17 protein-coding genes and 1 pseudogene are annotated in these 18,967 nt (G+C 70.3%); 16 read left to right on the forward strand and 2 right to left on the reverse strand.

All coding sequences use genetic code 11. The features are described 5' to 3' along the window. Positions 1 to 82: 82 nt before the first annotated feature. The 8 genes from recG (at position 83) to mutM (ending at position 7,512) form a co-directional block, all read left to right on the forward strand. Complete coding sequence (gene recG / locus OO52_RS11225) at positions 83 to 2,290, forward strand: ATP-dependent DNA helicase RecG (RefSeq protein WP_030649144.1); 2,208 nt, start codon at positions 83 to 85, stop codon at positions 2,288 to 2,290. A gap of 100 nt (positions 2,291 to 2,390) precedes the next feature. Next, entirely contained in the window at positions 2,391 to 2,978 is a 588-nt protein-coding gene (gene rsmD / locus OO52_RS11230) for a 16S rRNA (guanine(966)-N(2))-methyltransferase RsmD (protein ID WP_030649142.1), read from the forward strand. 26 nt (positions 2,979 to 3,004) lie between these two features. After that, a complete protein-coding gene (gene coaD, locus OO52_RS11235; protein ID WP_030649139.1) occupies positions 3,005 to 3,484 on the forward strand; it encodes a pantetheine-phosphate adenylyltransferase in 480 nt (159 codons plus the stop codon). A gap of 57 nt (positions 3,485 to 3,541) precedes the next feature. Further along, complete coding sequence (locus OO52_RS11240) at positions 3,542 to 4,648, forward strand: hypothetical protein (RefSeq protein WP_030649136.1); 1,107 nt, start codon at positions 3,542 to 3,544, stop codon at positions 4,646 to 4,648. 130 nt (positions 4,649 to 4,778) lie between these two features. Beyond that, positions 4,779 to 5,423, forward strand: a complete 645-nt coding sequence (locus tag OO52_RS11245) for a YceD family protein (protein ID WP_030649133.1) — start codon at positions 4,779 to 4,781, stop codon at positions 5,421 to 5,423. 2 nt (positions 5,424 to 5,425) lie between these two features. Then, entirely contained in the window at positions 5,426 to 5,599 is a 174-nt protein-coding gene (gene rpmF, locus OO52_RS11250; protein ID WP_003951102.1) for a 50S ribosomal protein L32, read from the forward strand. Positions 5,600 to 5,619: 20 nt separating this feature from the next. Next, on the forward strand, positions 5,620 to 6,444 hold the full coding sequence (gene rnc, locus OO52_RS11255) for a ribonuclease III (RefSeq protein WP_030649130.1): 825 nt from the start codon (positions 5,620 to 5,622) through the stop codon (positions 6,442 to 6,444). 207 nt (positions 6,445 to 6,651) lie between these two features. Then, entirely contained in the window at positions 6,652 to 7,512 is an 861-nt protein-coding gene (gene mutM, locus OO52_RS11260) for a bifunctional DNA-formamidopyrimidine glycosylase/DNA-(apurinic or apyrimidinic site) lyase (protein WP_030649127.1), read from the forward strand. Here mutM and OO52_RS11265 read toward each other — a convergent pair. After that, positions 7,485 to 7,880, reverse strand: coding sequence for a winged helix-turn-helix transcriptional regulator (locus OO52_RS11265; RefSeq protein WP_030649124.1), 396 nt, complete (start codon positions 7,878 to 7,880; stop codon positions 7,485 to 7,487). The genes mutM and OO52_RS11265 overlap by 28 nt on opposite strands. 136 nt (positions 7,881 to 8,016) lie before the next feature. Between OO52_RS11265 and OO52_RS11270 the strand changes: the two genes are divergently transcribed. From OO52_RS11270 to OO52_RS52575, 4 genes and pseudogenes are all read left to right on the forward strand, one after another. Next, complete coding sequence (locus OO52_RS11270) at positions 8,017 to 8,601, forward strand: flavodoxin family protein (protein WP_030649121.1); 585 nt, start codon at positions 8,017 to 8,019, stop codon at positions 8,599 to 8,601. Between the two features lie 76 nt (positions 8,602 to 8,677). Then, positions 8,678 to 9,121: an SMI1/KNR4 family protein gene (locus OO52_RS11275; protein ID WP_030649116.1), complete on the forward strand. Its 444-nt coding sequence runs from the start codon at positions 8,678 to 8,680 to the stop codon at positions 9,119 to 9,121. A 471-nt stretch (positions 9,122 to 9,592) separates the two neighbouring features. After that, a complete protein-coding gene (locus OO52_RS11280) occupies positions 9,593 to 10,045 on the forward strand; it encodes a hypothetical protein (protein ID WP_234339657.1) in 453 nt (150 codons plus the stop codon). A gap of 43 nt (positions 10,046 to 10,088) precedes the next feature. After that, positions 10,089 to 10,386, forward strand: a pseudogene (locus OO52_RS52575) (replication initiator); the annotation flags it as partial. Between the two features lie 262 nt (positions 10,387 to 10,648). Here the strand turns inward: OO52_RS52575 and OO52_RS11290 are convergent. Continuing rightward, positions 10,649 to 12,064 carry a CAP domain-containing protein gene (locus tag OO52_RS11290; protein WP_420711413.1) on the reverse strand — a complete coding sequence of 472 codons (1,416 nt, stop codon included), beginning with the start codon at positions 12,062 to 12,064 and terminating at the stop codon, positions 10,649 to 10,651. A 336-nt stretch (positions 12,065 to 12,400) separates the two neighbouring features. Here OO52_RS11290 and OO52_RS11295 point away from each other — a divergent pair, with 336 nt between their 5' ends. The 4 genes from OO52_RS11295 (at position 12,401) to OO52_RS11310 (ending at position 18,861) form a co-directional block, all read left to right on the forward strand. Then, positions 12,401 to 12,682, forward strand: coding sequence for an acylphosphatase (locus OO52_RS11295; RefSeq protein WP_030649102.1), 282 nt, complete (start codon positions 12,401 to 12,403; stop codon positions 12,680 to 12,682). 381 nt (positions 12,683 to 13,063) lie between these two features. After that, positions 13,064 to 13,267, forward strand: a complete 204-nt coding sequence (locus OO52_RS11300) for a hypothetical protein (RefSeq protein ID WP_014675251.1) — start codon at positions 13,064 to 13,066, stop codon at positions 13,265 to 13,267. A gap of 270 nt (positions 13,268 to 13,537) precedes the next feature. Next, positions 13,538 to 17,242, forward strand: coding sequence for an AAA family ATPase (locus OO52_RS11305; RefSeq protein ID WP_030649097.1), 3,705 nt, complete (start codon positions 13,538 to 13,540; stop codon positions 17,240 to 17,242). 200 nt (positions 17,243 to 17,442) lie between these two features. Further along, positions 17,443 to 18,861 (forward strand): sugar porter family MFS transporter, encoded by a 1,419-nt coding sequence (locus OO52_RS11310; RefSeq protein ID WP_030649095.1) that lies wholly within the window; start codon positions 17,443 to 17,445, stop codon positions 18,859 to 18,861. Positions 18,862 to 18,967: the final 106 nt, after the last annotated feature.

Below are 18,967 nucleotides of genomic sequence, written 5' to 3' on the forward strand. Positions count from 1 at the left end.
AGGAGTTTCCCTGATGTTTACGGCATGCGGCCGGGAATCGGGCGGGGCAGGGTGTACGGCATTGTCAGTGGCGTGGTGTGCAATGGATCTCGTGCCCGCACTGCAAGAACCGCTCAAGAAGGTGCTCGGCCCCGCCACCGCGAAGGTGATGGCCGAGCACCTCGGCCTGCACACCGTCGGCGACCTGCTCCACCACTACCCGCGCAGATACGAGGAGCGCGGCCAGCTCACGCACCTCGCCGACCTCCCCATGGACGAGCACGTCACGGTGGTCGCCCAGGTCGCCGACGCCCGCCTGCACACCTTCGCCTCGGCCAAGGCCCCCCGTGGCAAGGGCCAGCGCCTCGAGGTCACCATCACCGACGGCAGCGGCCGGCTCCAGCTCGTCTTCTTCGGCAACGGCGTGCACAAACCCCACAAGGAGCTGCTGCCGGGCACCCGCGCGATGTTCGCCGGCAAGGTCTCCGTCTTCAACCGCCGCCTCCAACTGGCCCACCCCGCCTACGAGTTGCTCCGGGGTGACGGCGAGGAGGCCGTCGAGACCTGGGCGGGCGCCCTGATCCCGATCTACCCGGCCACCGCCAAACTGGAGTCCTGGAAGATCGGCAAGGCGGTGCAGACGGTCCTCCCGAGCGCCCAGGAGGCCCTCGACCCCCTGCCCGACACCCTCCGCGAGGGCCGCGGCCTGCTCCCGCTCCCCGAGGCCCTGCTCAAGATCCACCGCCCGCACACCAAGGCCGACATCGCCGACGCCCGCGCCCGCCTGAAGTGGGACGAGGCCTTCGTCCTCCAGGTCGCCCTGGCCCGCCGCCGGCACGCCGAGACCCAGCTCCCCGCCGTGCCCCGCGTCCCCAGGCCGGACGGCATCCTCGCGGCCTTCGACGACCGCCTCCCCTTCACTCTCACCGAGGGCCAGCGGAAGGTCTCCGAGGAGATCTTCGCCGACCTGGCCACCGCCCACCCCATGCACCGCCTCCTCCAGGGCGAGGTCGGAAGCGGGAAGACGATGGTGGCCCTGCGCGCCATGCTCGCCGTGGTCGACGCGGGCGGGCAGGCGGCCATGCTCGCGCCCACCGAGGTCCTGGCCCAGCAGCACCACCGCTCGGTCACCGAGATGATGGGCGAACTGGCCGAGGGGGGCATGCTGGGCGGCGCCGAGCACGCCACCAAGGTCGTCCTGCTCACCGGTTCCATGGGCACGGCCGCCCGCCGCCAGGCCCTCCTGGACCTGGCCACCGGCGAGGCCGGCATCGTCATCGGCACCCACGCGCTCATCGAGGACAAGGTCCAGTTCCACGACCTCGGCCTGGTCGTGGTGGACGAACAGCACCGCTTCGGCGTGGAACAGCGCGACGCCCTGCGCGGCAAGGGAAAACAGCCCCCGCACCTCCTCGTCATGACCGCCACCCCCATCCCGCGCACGGTCGCCATGACGGTCTTCGGCGACCTGGAGACCTCGGTCCTCGACCAGCTACCGGCCGGCCGCTCCCCGATCGCCAGCCACGTCGTCCCGGCCGCCGACAAGCCCCACTTCCTGGCCCGCGCCTGGGAGCGGGTCCGCGAGGAGGTCGCGAACGGCCACCAGGCGTACGTCGTCTGCCCGCGGATCGGGGACGAGGAGGACGACCCCAAGAAGTCCGGCAAGAAGAAGTCCCCCGAGGACGAGGCGGAGAAGCGTCCCCCGCTGGCCGTGCTCGACGTGGCCGACCAGCTCGGCCGCGGACCCCTGCGGGGCCTCGCGGTGGAGGTGCTGCACGGCCGTATGCACCCCGACGACAAGGACGCCGTGATGCGCCGCTTCGCCGCCGGCGAGACCGACGTCCTGGTCGCCACCACCGTCATCGAGGTCGGCGTCAACGTCCCCAACGCCACGGCCATGGTCATCATGGACGCCGACCGCTTCGGCGTCTCCCAGCTCCACCAGCTGCGCGGCCGGGTCGGCCGTGGCTCCGCCCCCGGCCTGTGCCTCCTGGTCACCGAGATGCCCGAGGCCAGCGCGGCCCGCCAGCGCCTGGGTGCCGTCGCCTCCACCCTCGACGGCTTCGAACTCTCCCGCATCGACCTCGAACAGCGCCGCGAGGGCGACGTCCTCGGCCAGGCCCAGTCCGGCGCCCGCTCCAGCCTCCGGGTCCTGGAGGTCATCGAGGACGAGGAGGTCATCGCGGAGGCGAGGCAGGAGGCGGCGGCGGTGGTCGCGGCCGACCCGGAGCTGCGGCAGCTTCCCGGTCTGCGCACGGCCCTGGACGCCCTCCTGGACGAGGAGAAGGAGCAGTACCTGGAGAAGGGGTGAGGCGGGCGCGCCCCGCAGGTGGCGCGGGGAACTGCGCGAGCAACCACGACGGACCTGCTGCCAAACTGAATCCGTAACCACCCCCGAACAAGGACCGCAGATGACTCGCGTGATCGCCGGCCGGGCAGGCGGACGGCGCCTCTCCGTACCGCCCGGCACCGGTACCCGGCCGACCTCGGACCGCGCGCGCGAGGGCCTCTTCTCCACCTGGCAGTCCCTCCTCGGCGGCCCCTTGAACGGCGAACGGGTCCTGGACCTCTACGCCGGCTCGGGCGCCGTGGGCCTGGAGGCCCTGTCCCGGGGCGCGAGCCACACCCTCCTCGTCGAAGCCGACGCCCGAGCGGCGAAAGTCGTCCGCGAGAACGTGAAAAATCTGGGCCTTCCCGGCGCGGAGGTGAGAGCGGGCAAAGCGGAACAAGTCATCAGAACCGCACCTCCCACCGAGCCGTACGACCTCGTCTTCCTCGATCCCCCGTACGCCGTCTCGGACGACGATCTTCGGGAGATTCTGCTCACACTCCGCTCGGAACGCTGGCTCGCCGAAGAAGCCCTCGTCACCGTGGAGCGCAGCACCAGAGGCGGCGCATTCCACTGGCCGGACGGTTTCGAGGCCATCCGCTCCCGTCGCTACGGCGAGGGAACGTTTTGGTACGGTCGCGCCGCCTCTACGTGCGAAGACGCACGATGACCGGACCGGAGAGCGAGGGATCACAAGTGCGCCGCGCCGTCTGTCCCGGGTCTTTCGACCCGATCACCAACGGACACCTCGACATCATTGCCCGAGCCTCCCGTCTCTACGACGAGGTCTACGTCGCGGTGATGATCAACAAGTCCAAGAAGGGTCTGTTCGAGATCGAGGAGCGGATCGAGCTGATCCGCCAGGTCACCGCCGAGTACGCCAACGTCCGGGTGGAGGCGTTCCACGGCCTCCTCGTCGACTTCTGCAAGGAGCGGGACATCCCCGCCATCGTCAAGGGGCTGCGTGCCGTCAGCGACTTCGACTACGAACTGCAGATGGCCCAGATGAACAACGGCCTCACCGGCGTGGAGACGCTGTTCGTGCCCACCAACCCCACCTACAGCTTCCTCTCCTCCTCCCTCGTCAAGGAGGTCGCGGCCTGGGGCGGCGACGTCTCCCACCTGGTGCCGGCCGAGGTCCTGGAGGCGCTGAACGAGCGCCTCGCCAAGGGCTGATGGGGCTACAGTCGTCCCGTCCGTCTCCAACCCGGCTGTAGAGAGTGGCGAGCACAGGTGGACGTGCAGAAGAAGCTCGACGAGATCGTCTCCGCGGTCTCCAGCGCCCGGTCCATGCCGATGTCGGCGTCGTGCGTGATCAACCGCGCCGAGCTGCTCGCGATGCTCGAAGAGGTGCGCCAGGCGCTGCCCGGCTCGCTGGCCCAGGCGCAGGAGCTGATCGGCGACCGTGAGCAGATGGTCGAGCAGGCCCGGCTGGAGGCCGAGCGGATCATCGAGAACGCGCACGCCGAGCGCGGCTCGCTGATCTCGGACACCGAGATCGCGCGCCGGTCCCAGGCCGAGGCCGACCGGATCCTCGACGAGGCCCGCAAGGAGGCCGAGGAGATCCGCGCCGAGGCCGACGACTACGTCGACTCCAAGCTCGCCAACTTCGAGGTCGTCCTCACCAAGACCCTCGGCTCGGTCGGCCGGGGCCGCGAGAAGCTCCTCGGCACCGGGCCGGGCCTGGACGAGAACGGCTACGAGGACGAGGACGCCCCCGAGCGCAGCCAGGACCCGGAGACCCTGCGTCACAACGCCGACGCCTACGTCGACGCCAAGCTCGGAGCCTTCGAGGCGGTCCTCGCCAAGACGTTGGAGGCCGTCGGCCGGGGCCGGCAGAAGCTGCACGGCCGGATCGCCACCGACGACCTCGGCGCCCTCGCCGACGACACCACGACCTTCCAGCACTCCAGCGACGCCGACTACCTCGCCGACCTCGCGGCCCTCGCCGACAGCGACCGCGCGGCGCAGCGGCAGCCCGAGCCGCCGCAGCCGTCGTACGAGCCGCAGCCGGCCTACTCCCCGACCTCCGGCTACGCCCCGGCGGGAGGTGTCCCCGTCCAGCAGCAGCCGGACCCGTACGCGGGCTTCCCGCAGCAGCCGGAGTACGCCCCGCAGCAGGACCCGTACGGCTACCAGCAGGCCGACCCCTACGCGTACCAGGGCTACGACCAGCAGACCGGCTACGACCCCCAGCAGGCTCAGCAGCCGCATCAGACCCAGCAGCAGCCGCAGCACCAGGACCAGCAGGGCTACGCGCTCGACGAGACCAGCCTCTTCGACACGAGCATGATCAGCGCGGAGCAGCTCAGGGCGTACGAGCAGGGGCGGGGCCTGTAGCCACGGGCGGATTGGGCGCTGAGCGAAAGGTCCAGTATCCTGGCTCTTCGGTCGCGCGTATGTCCGCGATCACCGCTGCCCGGAACACCGACGGGTGGCGTCCCTTCGAGTTCGAAGATCGAAAGCAGGAATGGCTTCCAACGCCCGCCTCGACCACCGGAACCCCCTCGTGATCGACACGCACGAGCTGGGTCGGCGTCCTGGTGCGCTGCAGCGCCTGACCCGCGAGGTCGACGCTCCCAGGGATCTCGGCATCCAGGGAGTCGTCGGAGTGCCGGAAGGCGCCCCGATGGAGCTCGAACTCCGACTCGAGTCGGTCATGGAAGGGGTGCTCGTCACAGGCACCGCCCGTGCAACCGCCGAGGGGGAGTGCGTAAGGTGTCTGGAGCCGGTCGAGCTGGAGCTCGAAGCGGACTTCCAGGAGATGTTCTCGTACCCTGACGCCGACGACCGGGGCCGTGTGATCGCGGAACCGGGCGACGACGCCGAGGACGACGAGGACAGGCTCTTTGTCGAGGACGGTCTGATCGACCTCGAACCCGTGCTGCGCGATGCGGTGGTGCTCGCACTGCCGATGCAGCCGGTGTGCCAGGAAGACTGCCCGGGTCTGTGCTCCGAGTGCGGGGCGCGGCTGGCGGACGACCCGGACCACCACCACGACGCCGTCGACATCCGTTGGGCGGCTTTGCAGGGATTCGCCGATTCATTTGAAGCCGGCGATAAGGACGAGATGAGCGGCGCCGAAGCGGGCGTCGACGAGAAGCAGGAGAAGTAGCCGTGGCTGTTCCGAAGCGGAAGATGTCGCGCAGCAACACGCGCCACCGCCGGTCGCAGTGGAAGGCTGCGGTCCCCACCCTGGTTGCGTGCGAGCGCTGCCACGAGCCCAAGCAGCAGCACATCGCGTGCCCGTCTTGCGGCACCTACAACAAGCGCCAGGTCCTCGAAGTCTGAGCGGGCTGGTGAGAGGCACTGTGTCCACGCCGAAGAAAACCTCTGCGGACAACCAGGCCTCGTCCCACACGCTTCTGGAAGGGCGGCTCGGCTACCAGGTCGAGTCCGCCCTTCTGGTGCGAGCGCTGACCCACCGTTCCTACGCGTACGAGAACGGCGGTCTGCCGACGAACGAGCGCCTGGAGTTCCTCGGGGACTCCGTGCTGGGCCTCGTCGTCACGGACACGCTGTACCGCACCCACCCCGACCTGCCCGAAGGCCAGCTGGCCAAGTTGCGGGCCGCGGTGGTCAACTCGCGTGCGTTGGCGGAGGTCGGCCGCGGCCTGGACCTGGGCGCCTTCATCCGGCTCGGCCGGGGTGAAGAGGGCACGGGCGGGCGGGACAAGGCATCCATCCTCGCCGACACCCTTGAAGCGGTGATCGGCGCGGTCTATCTCGACCAGGGCCTCGACGCGGCCTCCGAACTGGTGCACCGCCTGTTCGACCCGCTGATCGAGAAGTCCTCCAACCTCGGTGCCGGCCTGGACTGGAAGACGTCCCTCCAGGAGCTGACCGCGATCGAAGGGCTCGGCGTGCCCGAGTACCTGGTCACGGAGACCGGCCCCGACCACGAGAAGACCTTCACTGCTGCCGCCCGCGTCGGGGGCGTCTCGTACGGCACCGGCACCGGCCGCAGCAAGAAGGAGGCGGAGCAGCAGGCCGCCGAGTCCGCCTGGCGGGCCATCCGGGCCGCCGCGGACGAGCGCGCCAAGGTGGCCAAGGAGCCCATCAAGGAGACGGCCGACGAGGCCGTCAAGGGCAGCCAGGTCGTCAAGGACGGCGACGCGTCGTCGGCCACCGCCTGACGGGAACAGAACAGCACCACCCGAGCGCCCGTCCCGCCTCCCGCGGGACGGGCGCTCGGTCATCCGTCCACGGGTGCTCGGCCATCCGCCGGGGTTCGGCCGGCCGCGGGGCCGCCGCCAGGCGGCGGTCGCCCACCGGCCCGGTGGAGCGGCCAGGCCCCGGGATACCCTGCCTTCAGCTCTTCCGCAGTCGCCCGAAGGAGTGTCGTGCCCGAGTTGCCCGAGGTCGAAGTCGTCCGCCGGGGCCTGGAGCGTTGGGTCGCCCACCGGACCGTGGCCGAGACCGAGGTGCTGCATCCGCGAGCGGTACGCCGGCACGTCGCCGGGTCCGACGACTTCGCGCACCGGCTCAAGGGCCACCACATCGGCGCGCCCCGGCGGCGCGGCAAGTACCTGTGGCTGCCGCTGGAGGAGACGAACCAGTCCGTCCTCGCCCACCTCGGCATGAGCGGCCAGCTACTGGTCCAGCCGCATGAGACGGCGGACGAGAAGCACCTGCGCATCCGTGTCCGGTTCGCCGACTCCCTCGGCACCGAACTCCGCTTCGTCGACCAGCGCACCTTCGGCGGGCTGTCGTTGCACGACAACACCCCCGACGGCCTGCCCGACGTCATCGCGCACATCGCCCGCGACCCGCTGGACCCGCTCTTCGACGACGAGGCCTTCCACCAGGCGCTGCGCCGCAAGCGGACCACCATCAAGCGGGCCCTGCTGGACCAGTCGCTGATCAGCGGCGTCGGCAACATCTACGCGGACGAGGCCCTGTGGCGCGCCCGCATCCACTACGAACGCCCCACGGCGAACTTCACCCGCCCGGTCACGGCGGAACTCCTCGGCCACATCCGCGACGTGATGAACGCGGCGCTCGCCGTCGGCGGCACCAGCTTCGACAGCCTGTACGTCAACGTCAACGGCGAGTCCGGATACTTCGACCGCTCCCTGGACGCCTACGGCCGCGAGAACGAGCCCTGCCGCCGCTGCGGCACCCCCATGCGCCGCCGCCCCTGGATGAACCGGTCCAGCTACTTCTGCCCCAAGTGTCAGAGGGCGCCGCGCGTCTCGTCGTAACGCGCGCGGGCCGCGAGGACGTCGTCCATCGCACCCTCCACGCAGTGGATGAGCGCCAGCAGCCGCTCGGCGACCTGCCGTCCCAGGGGCGTCAGCTCGTAGTCCACGCGCGGCGGGTTCGTCGGCTGGGCCTCGCGGTGCACCAGCCCGTCGCGTTCCAGCGCGTGCAGCGTCTGGGACAGCATCTTCTCGCTCACCCCGTCCACCCGCCGGCGCAGTTCGTTGAAGCGCAGCGGACCCTCGTGCAGCGCGCCGAGCGTCAGCCCGCCCCAGCGGCCGGTGACGTGCTCCAGCGTGCCCCGTGACGGACACGCCTTGGCGAAGACGTTGTAGGCGAGGTCCTCGTGGTCCTGGGTGATGACGGTCATACCGGACAGGGTACGCCCGCGCAGCGCTCTCCACCAGGTTGCACTAACTTCTAGATAGTGCTTTCCTGTGGTTACCGCTTGCGAGCTGCTCACTTGCCGAGCCGCCGCTCAATTCGCCCCTTTCGAGGAGTCCGCCATGACCACGCCCGTCGTTTCCATCGCCTACCACTCCGGCTACGGCCACACCGCCGTGCTCGCCGAAGCCGTCCGCGCCGGCGCCCTCGACGCGGGTGCCGAGGTGCACCTGATCAAGGTGGACGAGATCACCGACGAGCAGTGGGAGACGCTGGACCGCTCCGACGTGATCGTCTTCGGCTCGCCCACCTACATGGGCACCGCCTCCGGCGCCTTCCACACCTTCGCCGAGGCCACCTCCAAGCGCTGGTTCGGCCAGGACTGGAAGGACAAGCTGGCCGCCGGCTTCACCAACTCCGCCTCCAAGAGCGGCGACAAGCTGCACACCCTGCAGTTCTTCCAGACGCTCGCCGCCCAGCACGGCATGCACTGGGTCAACCTCGGCCTGCTCCCGGGCTGGAACAGCAGCACCGCCTCCGAGCACGACCTCAACCGCCTCGGCTTCTTCGCCGGTGCCGCCGCCCAGAGCAACAACGACCAGGGCCCCGAGGGCGTCCACAAGGCCGACCTGGCCACCGCCGAGCACCTGGGACGCCGGGTGACGGAGACGGCGAAGGCCTTCACGCGCGGCCGCGTCGCCGCGTAGCGCCGCCACGGCGTGCGGGTCCGCACATGCGTAGCCCGTCGTTGCCTCACCTGGACGTCGGCACGATCATCGCCGCATGTACAAAGAGCTGATCACTCGGTACGCCGGCGGAGTCGACATCGCGTTCAGTGCCCCGGTCACGGAAGGCGCCTTGAGCGAGGCCGCGGAGGCCTTGGGGCACCCGGTCCCGCACGATTTGGCCTCGGTGTTGCGAGAGAGCGACGGCGTCGTCGGAGAGTACGGCTATCACCTGGTGTCACCGCTCGAAACGATCGTCCAGCGGAACCTGGAACTGCGGAGCTCCTATTCCGAGCTGTACATGGCCTTCGATCAACTGCTCTTCTTCTCGGACATCACAGGCAACGGTGACTTGTTCGGAACAGTGCTGGTGCCGGGGCAGTTTCACCAGGTCTTCTTCTGGGACCACGAGTCCGACAGCCGCAGGTGGGCAGCCCCTTCGATCGCCGAGTTCATGGAGCGATGGCTCACCGGCGTGATCGAGGAGCAGCTCGACTGCTAGCCCCCGCACGGGGTCTCTGACCTGCGGCCGTGTAGTCGATCAACGCTGCGACCTGCGACTTGGCTGTCGTTGGTGGTCAGCGTTGGTCGTCGTTGAGCTCCCTTTGACGGCCCTGGCCACTGCTGGGCTTCGCCTCGGCGCGGCATGCCAGACTGCGACCGTGGAGGAGATCTACCAACTGTGGTTGGCGGCCGTGCCGAGCCCCGTACCCGAGAACGAGGCCCGGATCTACTGGACCTGCAAGGCAGACCCCACCCCGGTTCTGGACGAGGGCTTGCGTCGGGCCTCCTACCGACCAGTATCAGGCGCCGTTGCTTGACGATGAGCTGATGGCCCGGCTGGTCGAGCTCCATCGTCCCCGTTCCAGTGATCTCCCGGCCGACGCGATCGACCTCCCACGGCTGGAGAGCTTTCTCCGCCGGCACCGGGGGCTGCACCTCCTCACTGAGGGACCCGGCTACCCTGGCGCCGGTGAGTAGCGTGCACATATACGCCGATCGCTTCCTGGGCGATTTCCGGGAGCTGGAGCATGGCCGCCCGGATGGGCCTTCCCTGCACGCCTCGCTGCGGAGTAAAGGTGATCCGCACGAAGAGGACCTCGTGCGCTACCTACGTGCTGGCTCGGTGCTTGCCGCGAGCGGATCAGCCGTCTATGACGTTCTCAGCCCGACGAACGAGTTGATAGATGGCCTTCTCCTGCTCACGGATGGTGAGTGGTTCTGGCACACGGACCTCGCCCATTACGTCGAGCGGTACCACGTACCGGTGGATGACCGTTTCGTCGAGCACGCACGCCTCCGTGGATGGTCCCCGCCGCAGCTGAGCGAAGCCGAGTTGACCCAGCTTGCAGACGCCTTCTTGGCCGACATCGGGGAGCCTGGCGTCGAAGGGCGAGAGCAGGGCATGGCGGCTTCCAACTGGTGAGGCCTGGATCATCTGGTGCTGCGGCCTCATTGGGCCTGACCATGACCAGATTCGCCGCACCGGCGGCTGCGCTCACCCGATCCGCCTGCGCTCTACTCCTACGGCACCGAGCAGGAGCCGGGCGGCATGCTCAGGGTCGCCTGCGGCACCCGCTGGACCTCCCGCTGCCCCGCGTGCGTATGGACCCACGCCGGGGACACCTACCACCTGATCCGGGACGGGATCACCGGCGACGAACGCGAGGACGTACCGGCCACCGTCCGGGATCACCCCCGCGCCTTCGCAACCGGCCCGACACCAACCGCTGCCGCTGCGGGAGTTCCCACACCGAGGACGACCCGACCCCTGACTTTCACCGGCCCTATGGGGCTGCCGCTGGATCGGAACCGCTTCAACGACCGCGTCTGGCGGCCGGCGCTTCGGGCTACGGGTGTCGAGACCGCGGGGGAGAGCATCAAGGCTCTGAATGAGTACCGCACCTGATGCCGTCGAGCGGGACCCGGACCCGGGCCGCCGTGGATCGCGTCTTCGCGGACGAGGAACCCGCGATTGACTGCCCGGACACGGCCCGGGAGAGTGCTAGCCGTCGGACCTGCGGTTATCTCAGTATCCGAAGTCCTGCGTCCACCAAGGTCCGCCCGGGCCGAAGTGAACGCCGACGCCGAGGGTCTTGAAGTCGCAGTTCAAGATGTTCGCGCGATGGCCGGGGCTTTCCATCCAGGCCGCCATCACGGCCGCCGCGTCCGCCTGGCCCCGGGCTATGTTCTCGCCGCCGAGATCGGTGATGCCAACCGCCCCCGCCCGGACCCACGGCGTCCTGCCGTCCGGGTCGGTGTGGTCGAAGTAGCCGCGCGCGGCCATGTCGTCGCTGAAGACCTCGGCCAGCTTCGTCAGCGAGGAGTTCGCCGCCAGCGGGCTGCAGCCGACCTTCGCCCGCTCGTCGTTGACGAGCTTCAGCACCTGTGCCTCGGCGACGGCCTCCCGCGACACCGTCACCGGCGAGGACGTCGACCTCGGCGCCTTGGTGGCCGTACGGGACGGGGAGGCGTTGGGCGCGGACGGCTTGGCCGACGCGGACGGTGCGGAGGACGTGGTCCCCGGCGCCGTCCTGCCCGGCGTCGGCTTCTCGGCCGCCGTCTTGGCGGGGGTGGCCGTCCTTGAGGGGGTGGCCGTCCTTGAGGGGGTGGCCGTCTTCGAAGGGGCGGTGGTCTGAGAGGGGGGCGCCGTCTTCGAAGGGGTCACCGGTGTCGAAGGGGTGGCCGTCTTGGAGGGGGTCGCCGTCTTCGAGGGGGTGGCCGTCTTGGAGGGGGTGGCGGTCTTCGAAGGGGTCGCCGGTGTCGAGGGGGTGGCCGTCTTGGAGGGGGTTGCCGTCTGAGAGGGGGGCGCCGTCTTCGAAGGGGTGGCCGTCTTCGAGGGAGTCGCCGTCTTGGAGGGGGTCGCCCTCTTCGAGGGAGTCGCCGTCTTCAAAGGAGGCGTCGCCTTCACGGCAGGCGCGGAGGCGGAAGGGGAGTGCGAAGACGAGGGGGCGCGCGAGGGGGACGGGGGCTGGGCGGAGCGGGCGGTCGCCGAGGCCGACGGGCTCGCGGAGCCGCCGCGCGCACTGGTCCCGCTGCCGGCCGGCCCGGTGGAGGTCCCCGCGCTGCCCGAGGTGCCGCCCTGTTCGCGGGCCGTGTTGCTGGGGGCGGCCGCGGTCCGTACCCGGTCGCCGCCGGTGGTGTGCGTACCGCCGCCGAGCTGGTACTGCTCCAGGCCCGGTACGACACCCGTGGCCACCGCGACCGTGCCGAGGGCGACGGCCACGGACACACCGAGCAGACCCGCGCGCACCGGCCGTGTGATCTTGTTGCGCCGCCGGTGTCCACCGGACGGCCCGCCGCCCTTGGTGCCCCCGCCGCCGGATCCGGACCCGGGCGCACCCGCCGTCGGCTCGTCCGCCGTCGCGAACAGGTACGCCTGGGCCTTCGCCGTGGCCTCGGCGTAGGCCTCCGGGTTCAGGTAGGGCGCGATGCCCATCGGCATGCGTCGTTCCCCCGCGGACGAGTGCTGGGGGTCGTCGCTCCCGGATCCCGGGTGCTGTGTGTGGTCGACCCCCGTGGCGCGGCCCGTGGCGGCGCGGCCGGCGGCGGAGCGTCGGTGGCGTCCCATGTCCTTGCCCTCTTCCTCGTGCCTGCGGTCGACCGGCGCCTGCACGGCGAGTGAGTCCTCGGCGAGCGACTCGTGGCGAGTGACTCCCTCTGGCCAACCCGACTCACTCGATCGAGTGAGTTTCATATGAAATGCATTGGGTCCGGACGGTACCGCATGCCGCTCGGGGACGATGTGTCCCGGCCGACACCGGCCGGTTAGGTTGCACCCATGAGCGAGGAAGTACGACTGGTCGCCTGGGTGCGTGGACGCGTGCAGGGCGTGGGATTCCGCTGGTTCACGCGCGCCAAGGCGCTGGAGATCGGCGGGCTGAGTGGTTTTGCTCTCAATTTGGCCGACGGCCGGGTCCAGGTGGTCGCGGAGGGGCCACGGGAGGGGTGCGAGGGGCTGTTGGACTGGCTCCAGGGCAGCGACACGCCCGGGCGCGTGGACGGTGTCACCGAGATCTGGGACACACCCCGCGGCGGCTACGACGGCTTCGCCATCCGCTGATCCGGAGCGGCCCGGTCCCGCGCGCCGGAGCGTGGCAAGCTGCCGGGGGCACATGCAGAAGACGGAAACGCCCTGGTGGTTGCCAAGACAGGCGTGGCATGGCAGGCTCCGCTTTTACTGCTGGTCGCCACGCCCTGAGGGTCCGGAGGAGTCGCAGCGCCGCCGCTTCACCGGCCGCGCGCCCCGGTTCGCCCGCCAATACAGGGCGTGATCGTGTTGACCGTCAAACTTTTTGGTGAGACGCTGAAAGCCCCGCGCACCTTAGCTGTTTGGCATGGAGCAACACCAGAGCAACACCCGGATGTGCCAAGCACCACGGGTGCGAATCCCTCACGACCCACACCGCATCGGTCGGTCACTCAGTGTGGAGGACCATCCATCATGGCAAAGGCGCTTCTCGGTTACGTCGGCGGCTCCGACCCTCGACTCCTCGCCGAGATGCGACGGCTGCAGCAGCGCGTTCAGGACCTGGAGTCCGAGCTCGTACGGATCCAGGCGGAGAACGAAGCGCTGACGGCTGCCGCCTCTCAGGACAGGATCATGGAGAGCATCGACGCACACCAGGCGGAGCCTGCGCTCACCTGATCGTTGCATCGCTCCACGACAGCAGTCGCAGCGATCGGGCTGCCCGTATCAACCGCTCAGTGGAACGGACGGCTGAGATCCAGCCGTCAGAGTTGCAAGGGACGCTTCGGCGTCCCTTCGTTCTTTCCCCCGCCTTACCCCGCCGGTCGTTAGCCCGCACATCCTTTCAGGCTCTTTAACATCTGATGTGCCCTGCATGGTCACGAGTGAAACCGCGCGGTTGCGAGGGTTCATGGAGTGAGATAGCGGCGGCGGGTAGAGTCCAGCGGCGTGCACCTCAAGGCCCTGACCCTCCGCGGGTTCAAGTCGTTCGCCTCGGCGACCACGCTCCGGTTCGAACCGGGCATCACGTGTGTCGTCGGACCGAACGGCTCGGGCAAGTCCAACGTCGTGGACGCGCTCAGCTGGGTCATGGGCGAACAGGGCGCCAAGTCGCTGCGCGGCGGCAAGATGGAGGACGTCATCTTCGCCGGCACCACCGGCCGCCCGCCGCTCGGCCGCGCAGAGGTGTCCCTGACCATCGACAACTCCGACGGCGCGCTGCCCATCGAGTACGCCGAGGTCACCATCACGCGGATCATGTTCCGCAACGGCGGCAGCGAGTACCAGATCAACGGCGACACCTGCCGCCTGCTCGACATCCAGGAACTCCTCTCCGACTCCGGCATCGGCCGCGAGATGCACGTCATCGTCGGCCAGGGGCAGCTCGACTCGGTTCTGCACGCCGACCCCATGGGCCGCCGCGCCTTCATCGAGGAGGCGGCCGGGGTCCTCAAGCACCGCAAACGCAAGGAGAAGGCGCTCCGCAAGCTGGACGCGATGCAGGCCAACCTCGCGCGCGTGCAGGACCTGACGGACGAGCTGCGGCGTCAGCTCAAGCCCCTCGGCCGCCAGGCCGCCGTCGCCCGCAGGGCCGCCGTCATCCAGGCCGACCTCCGCGACGCCCGCCTGCGGCTCCTCGCCGACGACCTCGTCCGCCTGCGCGAAGCCCTCCGGGCCGAGATCGCCGACGAGGCGGCCCTGAAGGAGCGCAAGGAGACGGCCGAGCAGGAGCTGAAGAAGGCCCTCCACCGCGAGGCACTGCTGGAGGACGAGGTACGCCGGCTCACCCCGCGCCTCCAGCGCGCCCAGCAGACCTGGTACGAGCTGTCCCAGCTGGCCGAACGCGTGCGCGGCACGGTCTCGCTGGCCGACGCCCGGGTCAAGAGCGCCACCTCCGCGCCCCCCGACGAGCGGCGCGGCCGGGACCCGGAGGACCTGGAGCGCGAGGCCGCCCGCATCCGCGAGCAGGAGGCCGAGCTGGAGGCCGCCCTGGAAGCGGCCCAGCGGGCACTGGACGACACCGTCGCCCACCGCGCCGAACTGGAGCGCGAGCTGGCCGTCGAGGAACGCCGGCTGAAGGACGTCGCCCGCGCCATCGCGGACCGCCGCGAAGGGCTGGCCCGCCTCTCCGGGCAGGTCAACGCGGCCCGCTCGCGCGCCGCCTCCGCCCAGGCCGAGATCGACCGGCTGGCCACGGCCCGCGACGAGGCACAGGAACGCGCCGTCCACGCGCAGGAGGAGTACGAGGCTCTCCAGGCCGAGGTCGACGGCCTCGACGCCGGCGACGTCGACCTGGCCGGACAGCACGAGACCGCGAGACGACAGCTCGCAGAGGCCGAGGCCGAGCTGACCACGGCCCGCGAGGCACTGACCGCCGCCGAACGCAGCCGCGCCGCGACCCAGGCCCGCCACGAGGCGCTGGCGCTGGGCCTCCGCCGGAAGGACGGCACCGGCATACTGCTGGGCGCCCGGGACCGGCTCACCGGAATCCTGGGCCCGGCGGCGGAGCTGCTGACGATCAGACCGGGTTACGAGATCCCGCTGGCAGCGGCCCTGGGCACGGCGGCGGACGCCATCGCCGTGACGACCCCCGCGGCGGCGGCCGAGGCGATCAACCTCCTACGCAAACAGGACGCCGGCCGAGCGACCCTCCTCCTGTCAGGAGCCCCGGAGAAGGAGCCCGCCGGGGCCGCCGGGAACGGCGCGGGCAACCCCGGCGAACCGGCAGCGGGCCACGGCGCGGGCAACCACGATGGCCCCGCAGCCCACGGTGAGGGATCAGCGCCCGCCGGCGGCGCCGGGAACGGCGTGGGCAACCACCGCGAACCCGCCCCCGACCGCCGACCCGGCGCACCCCTCCTCGCCGCCGACCTCGTCCACGGCCCGGCCGAGCTGATGCCCGCCGTCCGCCGCCTCCTGACCGGCATCGTCGTGGTCGACACCCTGGACGACGCAGAGGCCCTGGTCTACGCCCACCCCGAGCTGACCGCCGTCACCGCCGAGGGCGACCTCCTCGGCGCCCACTTCGCGCACGGCGGCTCGGCGGGCGCGCCCAGCCTGCTGGAGGTGCAGGCCTCCGTCGACGAGGCAGCCGCCGAACTGGCCGAGCTGGAGGTGCGCTGCCGGGCGCTGGCCGAGGCCCAGCGGGCCGCGGCCGAGCAGCGCAAGCAGGCCGCGGCCCTGGTCGAGGACCTGGCGGAGCGGCGCCGGGCCGCCGACCGCGAGAAGTCGGCCGTGGCCCAGCAGCTCGGCCGGCTCGCCGGACAGGCGCGCGGCGCCGCCGGGGAGGCCGAGCGGTCGGCCGCGGCGGCGGCCCGCGCGCAGGAGGCGCTGGAGAAGGCCGTACAGGAGGCCGAGGAACTGGCCGAGCGGCTGGCCGTGGCCGAGGAGATGCCGGTGGAGGAGGAGCCAGACACCTCGGTGCGCGACCGGCTCGCCGCCGACGGGGCCAACGCCAGGCAGACCGAGATGGAGGCCCGGCTCCAGGTCCGTACGCACGAGGAACGGGTCAAGGGGCTCGCCGGCCGCGCCGACTCGCTCGACCGGGCGGCCCGCGCCGAACGCGAGGCACGGGCGCGTGCCGAGCAGCGCCGGGCCCGGCTGCGGCACGAGGCGGCGGTCGCGGAAGCCGTCGCCTCCGGCGCCCGGCAGTTGCTCGCGCACGTCGAGGTGTCCCTGGCCCGGGCGGAGCAGGAGCGTTCCGCCGCCGAGGCCGCCAAGACCCGGGGCGAGCAGGAGCTGGCCGCCGCCCGTACGGCGGGCCGCGAACTGAAGGCCGAACTCGACAAGTTGACGGATTCGGTTCACCGCGGCGAGGTACTCGGTGCCGAGAAGCGGCTGCGCATCGAGCAGTTGGAGACCAAGGCGCTGGAGGAACTGGGTGTCGAGCCGGAGGGGTTGGTCGCCGAGTACGGGCCGCACCAACTCGTGCCGCCCTCGCCCCCCGCCGACGGCGAGCGGCTGCCCGAGGACCCGGATCATCCGCGCAACCAGCCGCGCCCCTTCGTTCGGGCCGAGCAGGAGAAGCGGCTCAAGGCGGCCGAGCGGGCGTACCAGCAGCTCGGCAAGGTCAACCCGCTGGCGCTGGAGGAGTTCGCGGCGCTGGAGGAGCGGCACAAGTTCCTCAGCGAGCAGCTTGAGGACCTGAAGAAGACCCGCGCCGACCTGCTCCAGGTGGTGAAGGAGGTCGACGAGCGCGTCGAGCAGGTCTTCACCGAGGCCTACCGGGACACCGCCCGTGAGTTCGAGGGAGTCTTCAGCCGTCTCTTCCCGGGTGGCGAGGGCCGGCTGATCCTGACGGACCCCGACAACATGCTCACCACGGGTGTGGACGTCGAGGCGCGCCCGCCGGGCAAGAAGGTCAAGCGGCTCTCCCTGCTGTCGGGCGGCGAGCGCTCGCTGACGGCTGTCGCGCTGCTGGTGTCGATCTTCAAGGCCCGGCCGAGCCCCTTCTACGTCATGGACGAGGTCGAGGCCGCGCTGGACGACACCAACCTCCAGCGGCTGATCCGGATCATGCAGGAGTTGCAGGAGACCTCGCAGCTGATCGTGATCACGCACCAGAAGCGCACGATGGAGGTCGCCGACGCGCTCTACGGCGTGTCCATGCAGGGGGACGGCGTCTCGAAGGTCATCTCCCAGCGCCTGCGGTAGCACTCCCTCAAGATCAACTGACTCTGCGTTCAAGAAATGAACACGGAGAGCTTGGGCATATCTGAAAACTCACAGGTCGTGAACTATTGACTTCGAAACTTGAAGGCATAGTCTCTGCAACGTTGCTTTTACCTTCAGGTTCTACCTGTAAGGGCTCGCCCCCACCCGCGGCAGCGCTGCCGTGGCCCGAGGAGTTACACGTGACCAGCACAGCGCAGGCACCTCAGTCAGGAGCCAGGACGGCTCACCCCGATCATCTCGGGCACGTCATCTTCATCGCGGCGGCTGCCGCCATGGGCGGCTTCCTCTTCGGCTACGACAGCTCCGTCATCAACGGCGCCGTCGAGGCCATCCGAGGCCGTTACGACATCGGGTCCGCCGCCCTCGCCCAGGTCATCGCGATCGCCCTGATCGGCTGTGCCATCGGCGCCGCCACCGCCGGCCGCATAGCCGACCGGATCGGCCGCATCCGCTGCATGCAGATCGCCGCCGTGCTCTTCACCATCAGCGCCGTCGGCTCCGCGCTGCCCTTCGCGCTGTGGGACCTCGCCTTCTGGCGCATCGTCGGCGGCTTCGCCATCGGCATGGCCTCCGTCATCGGCCCGGCCTACATCGCCGAGGTCGCCCCGCCCGCCTACCGCGGCCGGCTCGGCTCCTTCCAGCAGGCCGCGATCGTCGTCGGCATCGCCATCTCGCAGCTGGTCAACTGGGGCCTGCTCAACGCGGCCGGCGGCGACCAGCGCGGCAAGCTGATGGGCCTGGAGGCCTGGCAGGTCATGCTCGGCGTGATGGTGATCCCGGCCGTCCTCTACGGGCTGCTCTCCTTCGCGATCCCCGAGTCCCCGCGCTTCCTGCTCTCCGTCGGCAAGCACGACCGCGCCCGTGAGATCCTCGCCGAGGTCGAGGGCAAGGACATCGACCTGGACGCCCGCGTCGCCGAGATAGAGCTGGCGATGAAGAGCGAGCACAAGTCCAGCTTCAAGGACCTGCTCGGCGGCTCCTTCTTCTTCAAGCCGATCGTCTGGGTCGGTATCGGCCTGTCGGTCTTCCAGCAGTTCGTCGGCATCAACGTCGCGTTCTACTACTCCTCGACGCTGTGGCAGTCGGTCGGCGTCGACCCGACGGACTCGTTCTTCTACTCCTTCACCACCTCGATCATCAACATCATCGGCACCGTGATCGCGATGATCTTCGTGGACCGCGTCGGCCGCAAGCCGCTCGCCCTCATCGGCTCGATCGGCATGGTCGTCGGCCTGGCCCTGGAGGCCTGGGCGTTCAGCTACCACCTGGTCGACGGCAAGCTGCCGAGCACCCAGGGCTGGATCGCCCTGATCGCCGCCCACCTGTTCGTCCTCTTCTTCGCCCTCTCCTGGGGCGTGGTCGTCTGGGTCTTCCTCGGCGAGATGTTCCCGAACAAGATCCGTGCCGCCGCCCTGGGCGTGGCCGCCGCCGCGCAGTGGATCGCCAACTGGGCCATCACCGCGAGCTTCCCGTCGCTGGCCGACTGGAACCTCTCCGGCACCTACGTGATCTACACCGTCTTCGCCGCGCTCTCCATCCCGTTCGTCCTGAAGTTCGTCAAGGAGACGAAGGGCAAGTCCCTGGAGGAGATGGGCTGAGCCTCGTAGCGAGGCCCCCCGACTCGGGGAGAAGGGCCAAGTCCCCGCTGCCCCTCTCCTCGAACCGTCCGCCGCCCCCGGCCCGGCCACTGCCCGGACCGGGGGC

Source organism: Streptomyces flaveolus (assembly GCF_000716535.1).
Lineage (GTDB): Bacteria > Actinomycetota > Actinomycetes > Streptomycetales > Streptomycetaceae > Streptomyces > Streptomyces flaveolus_A.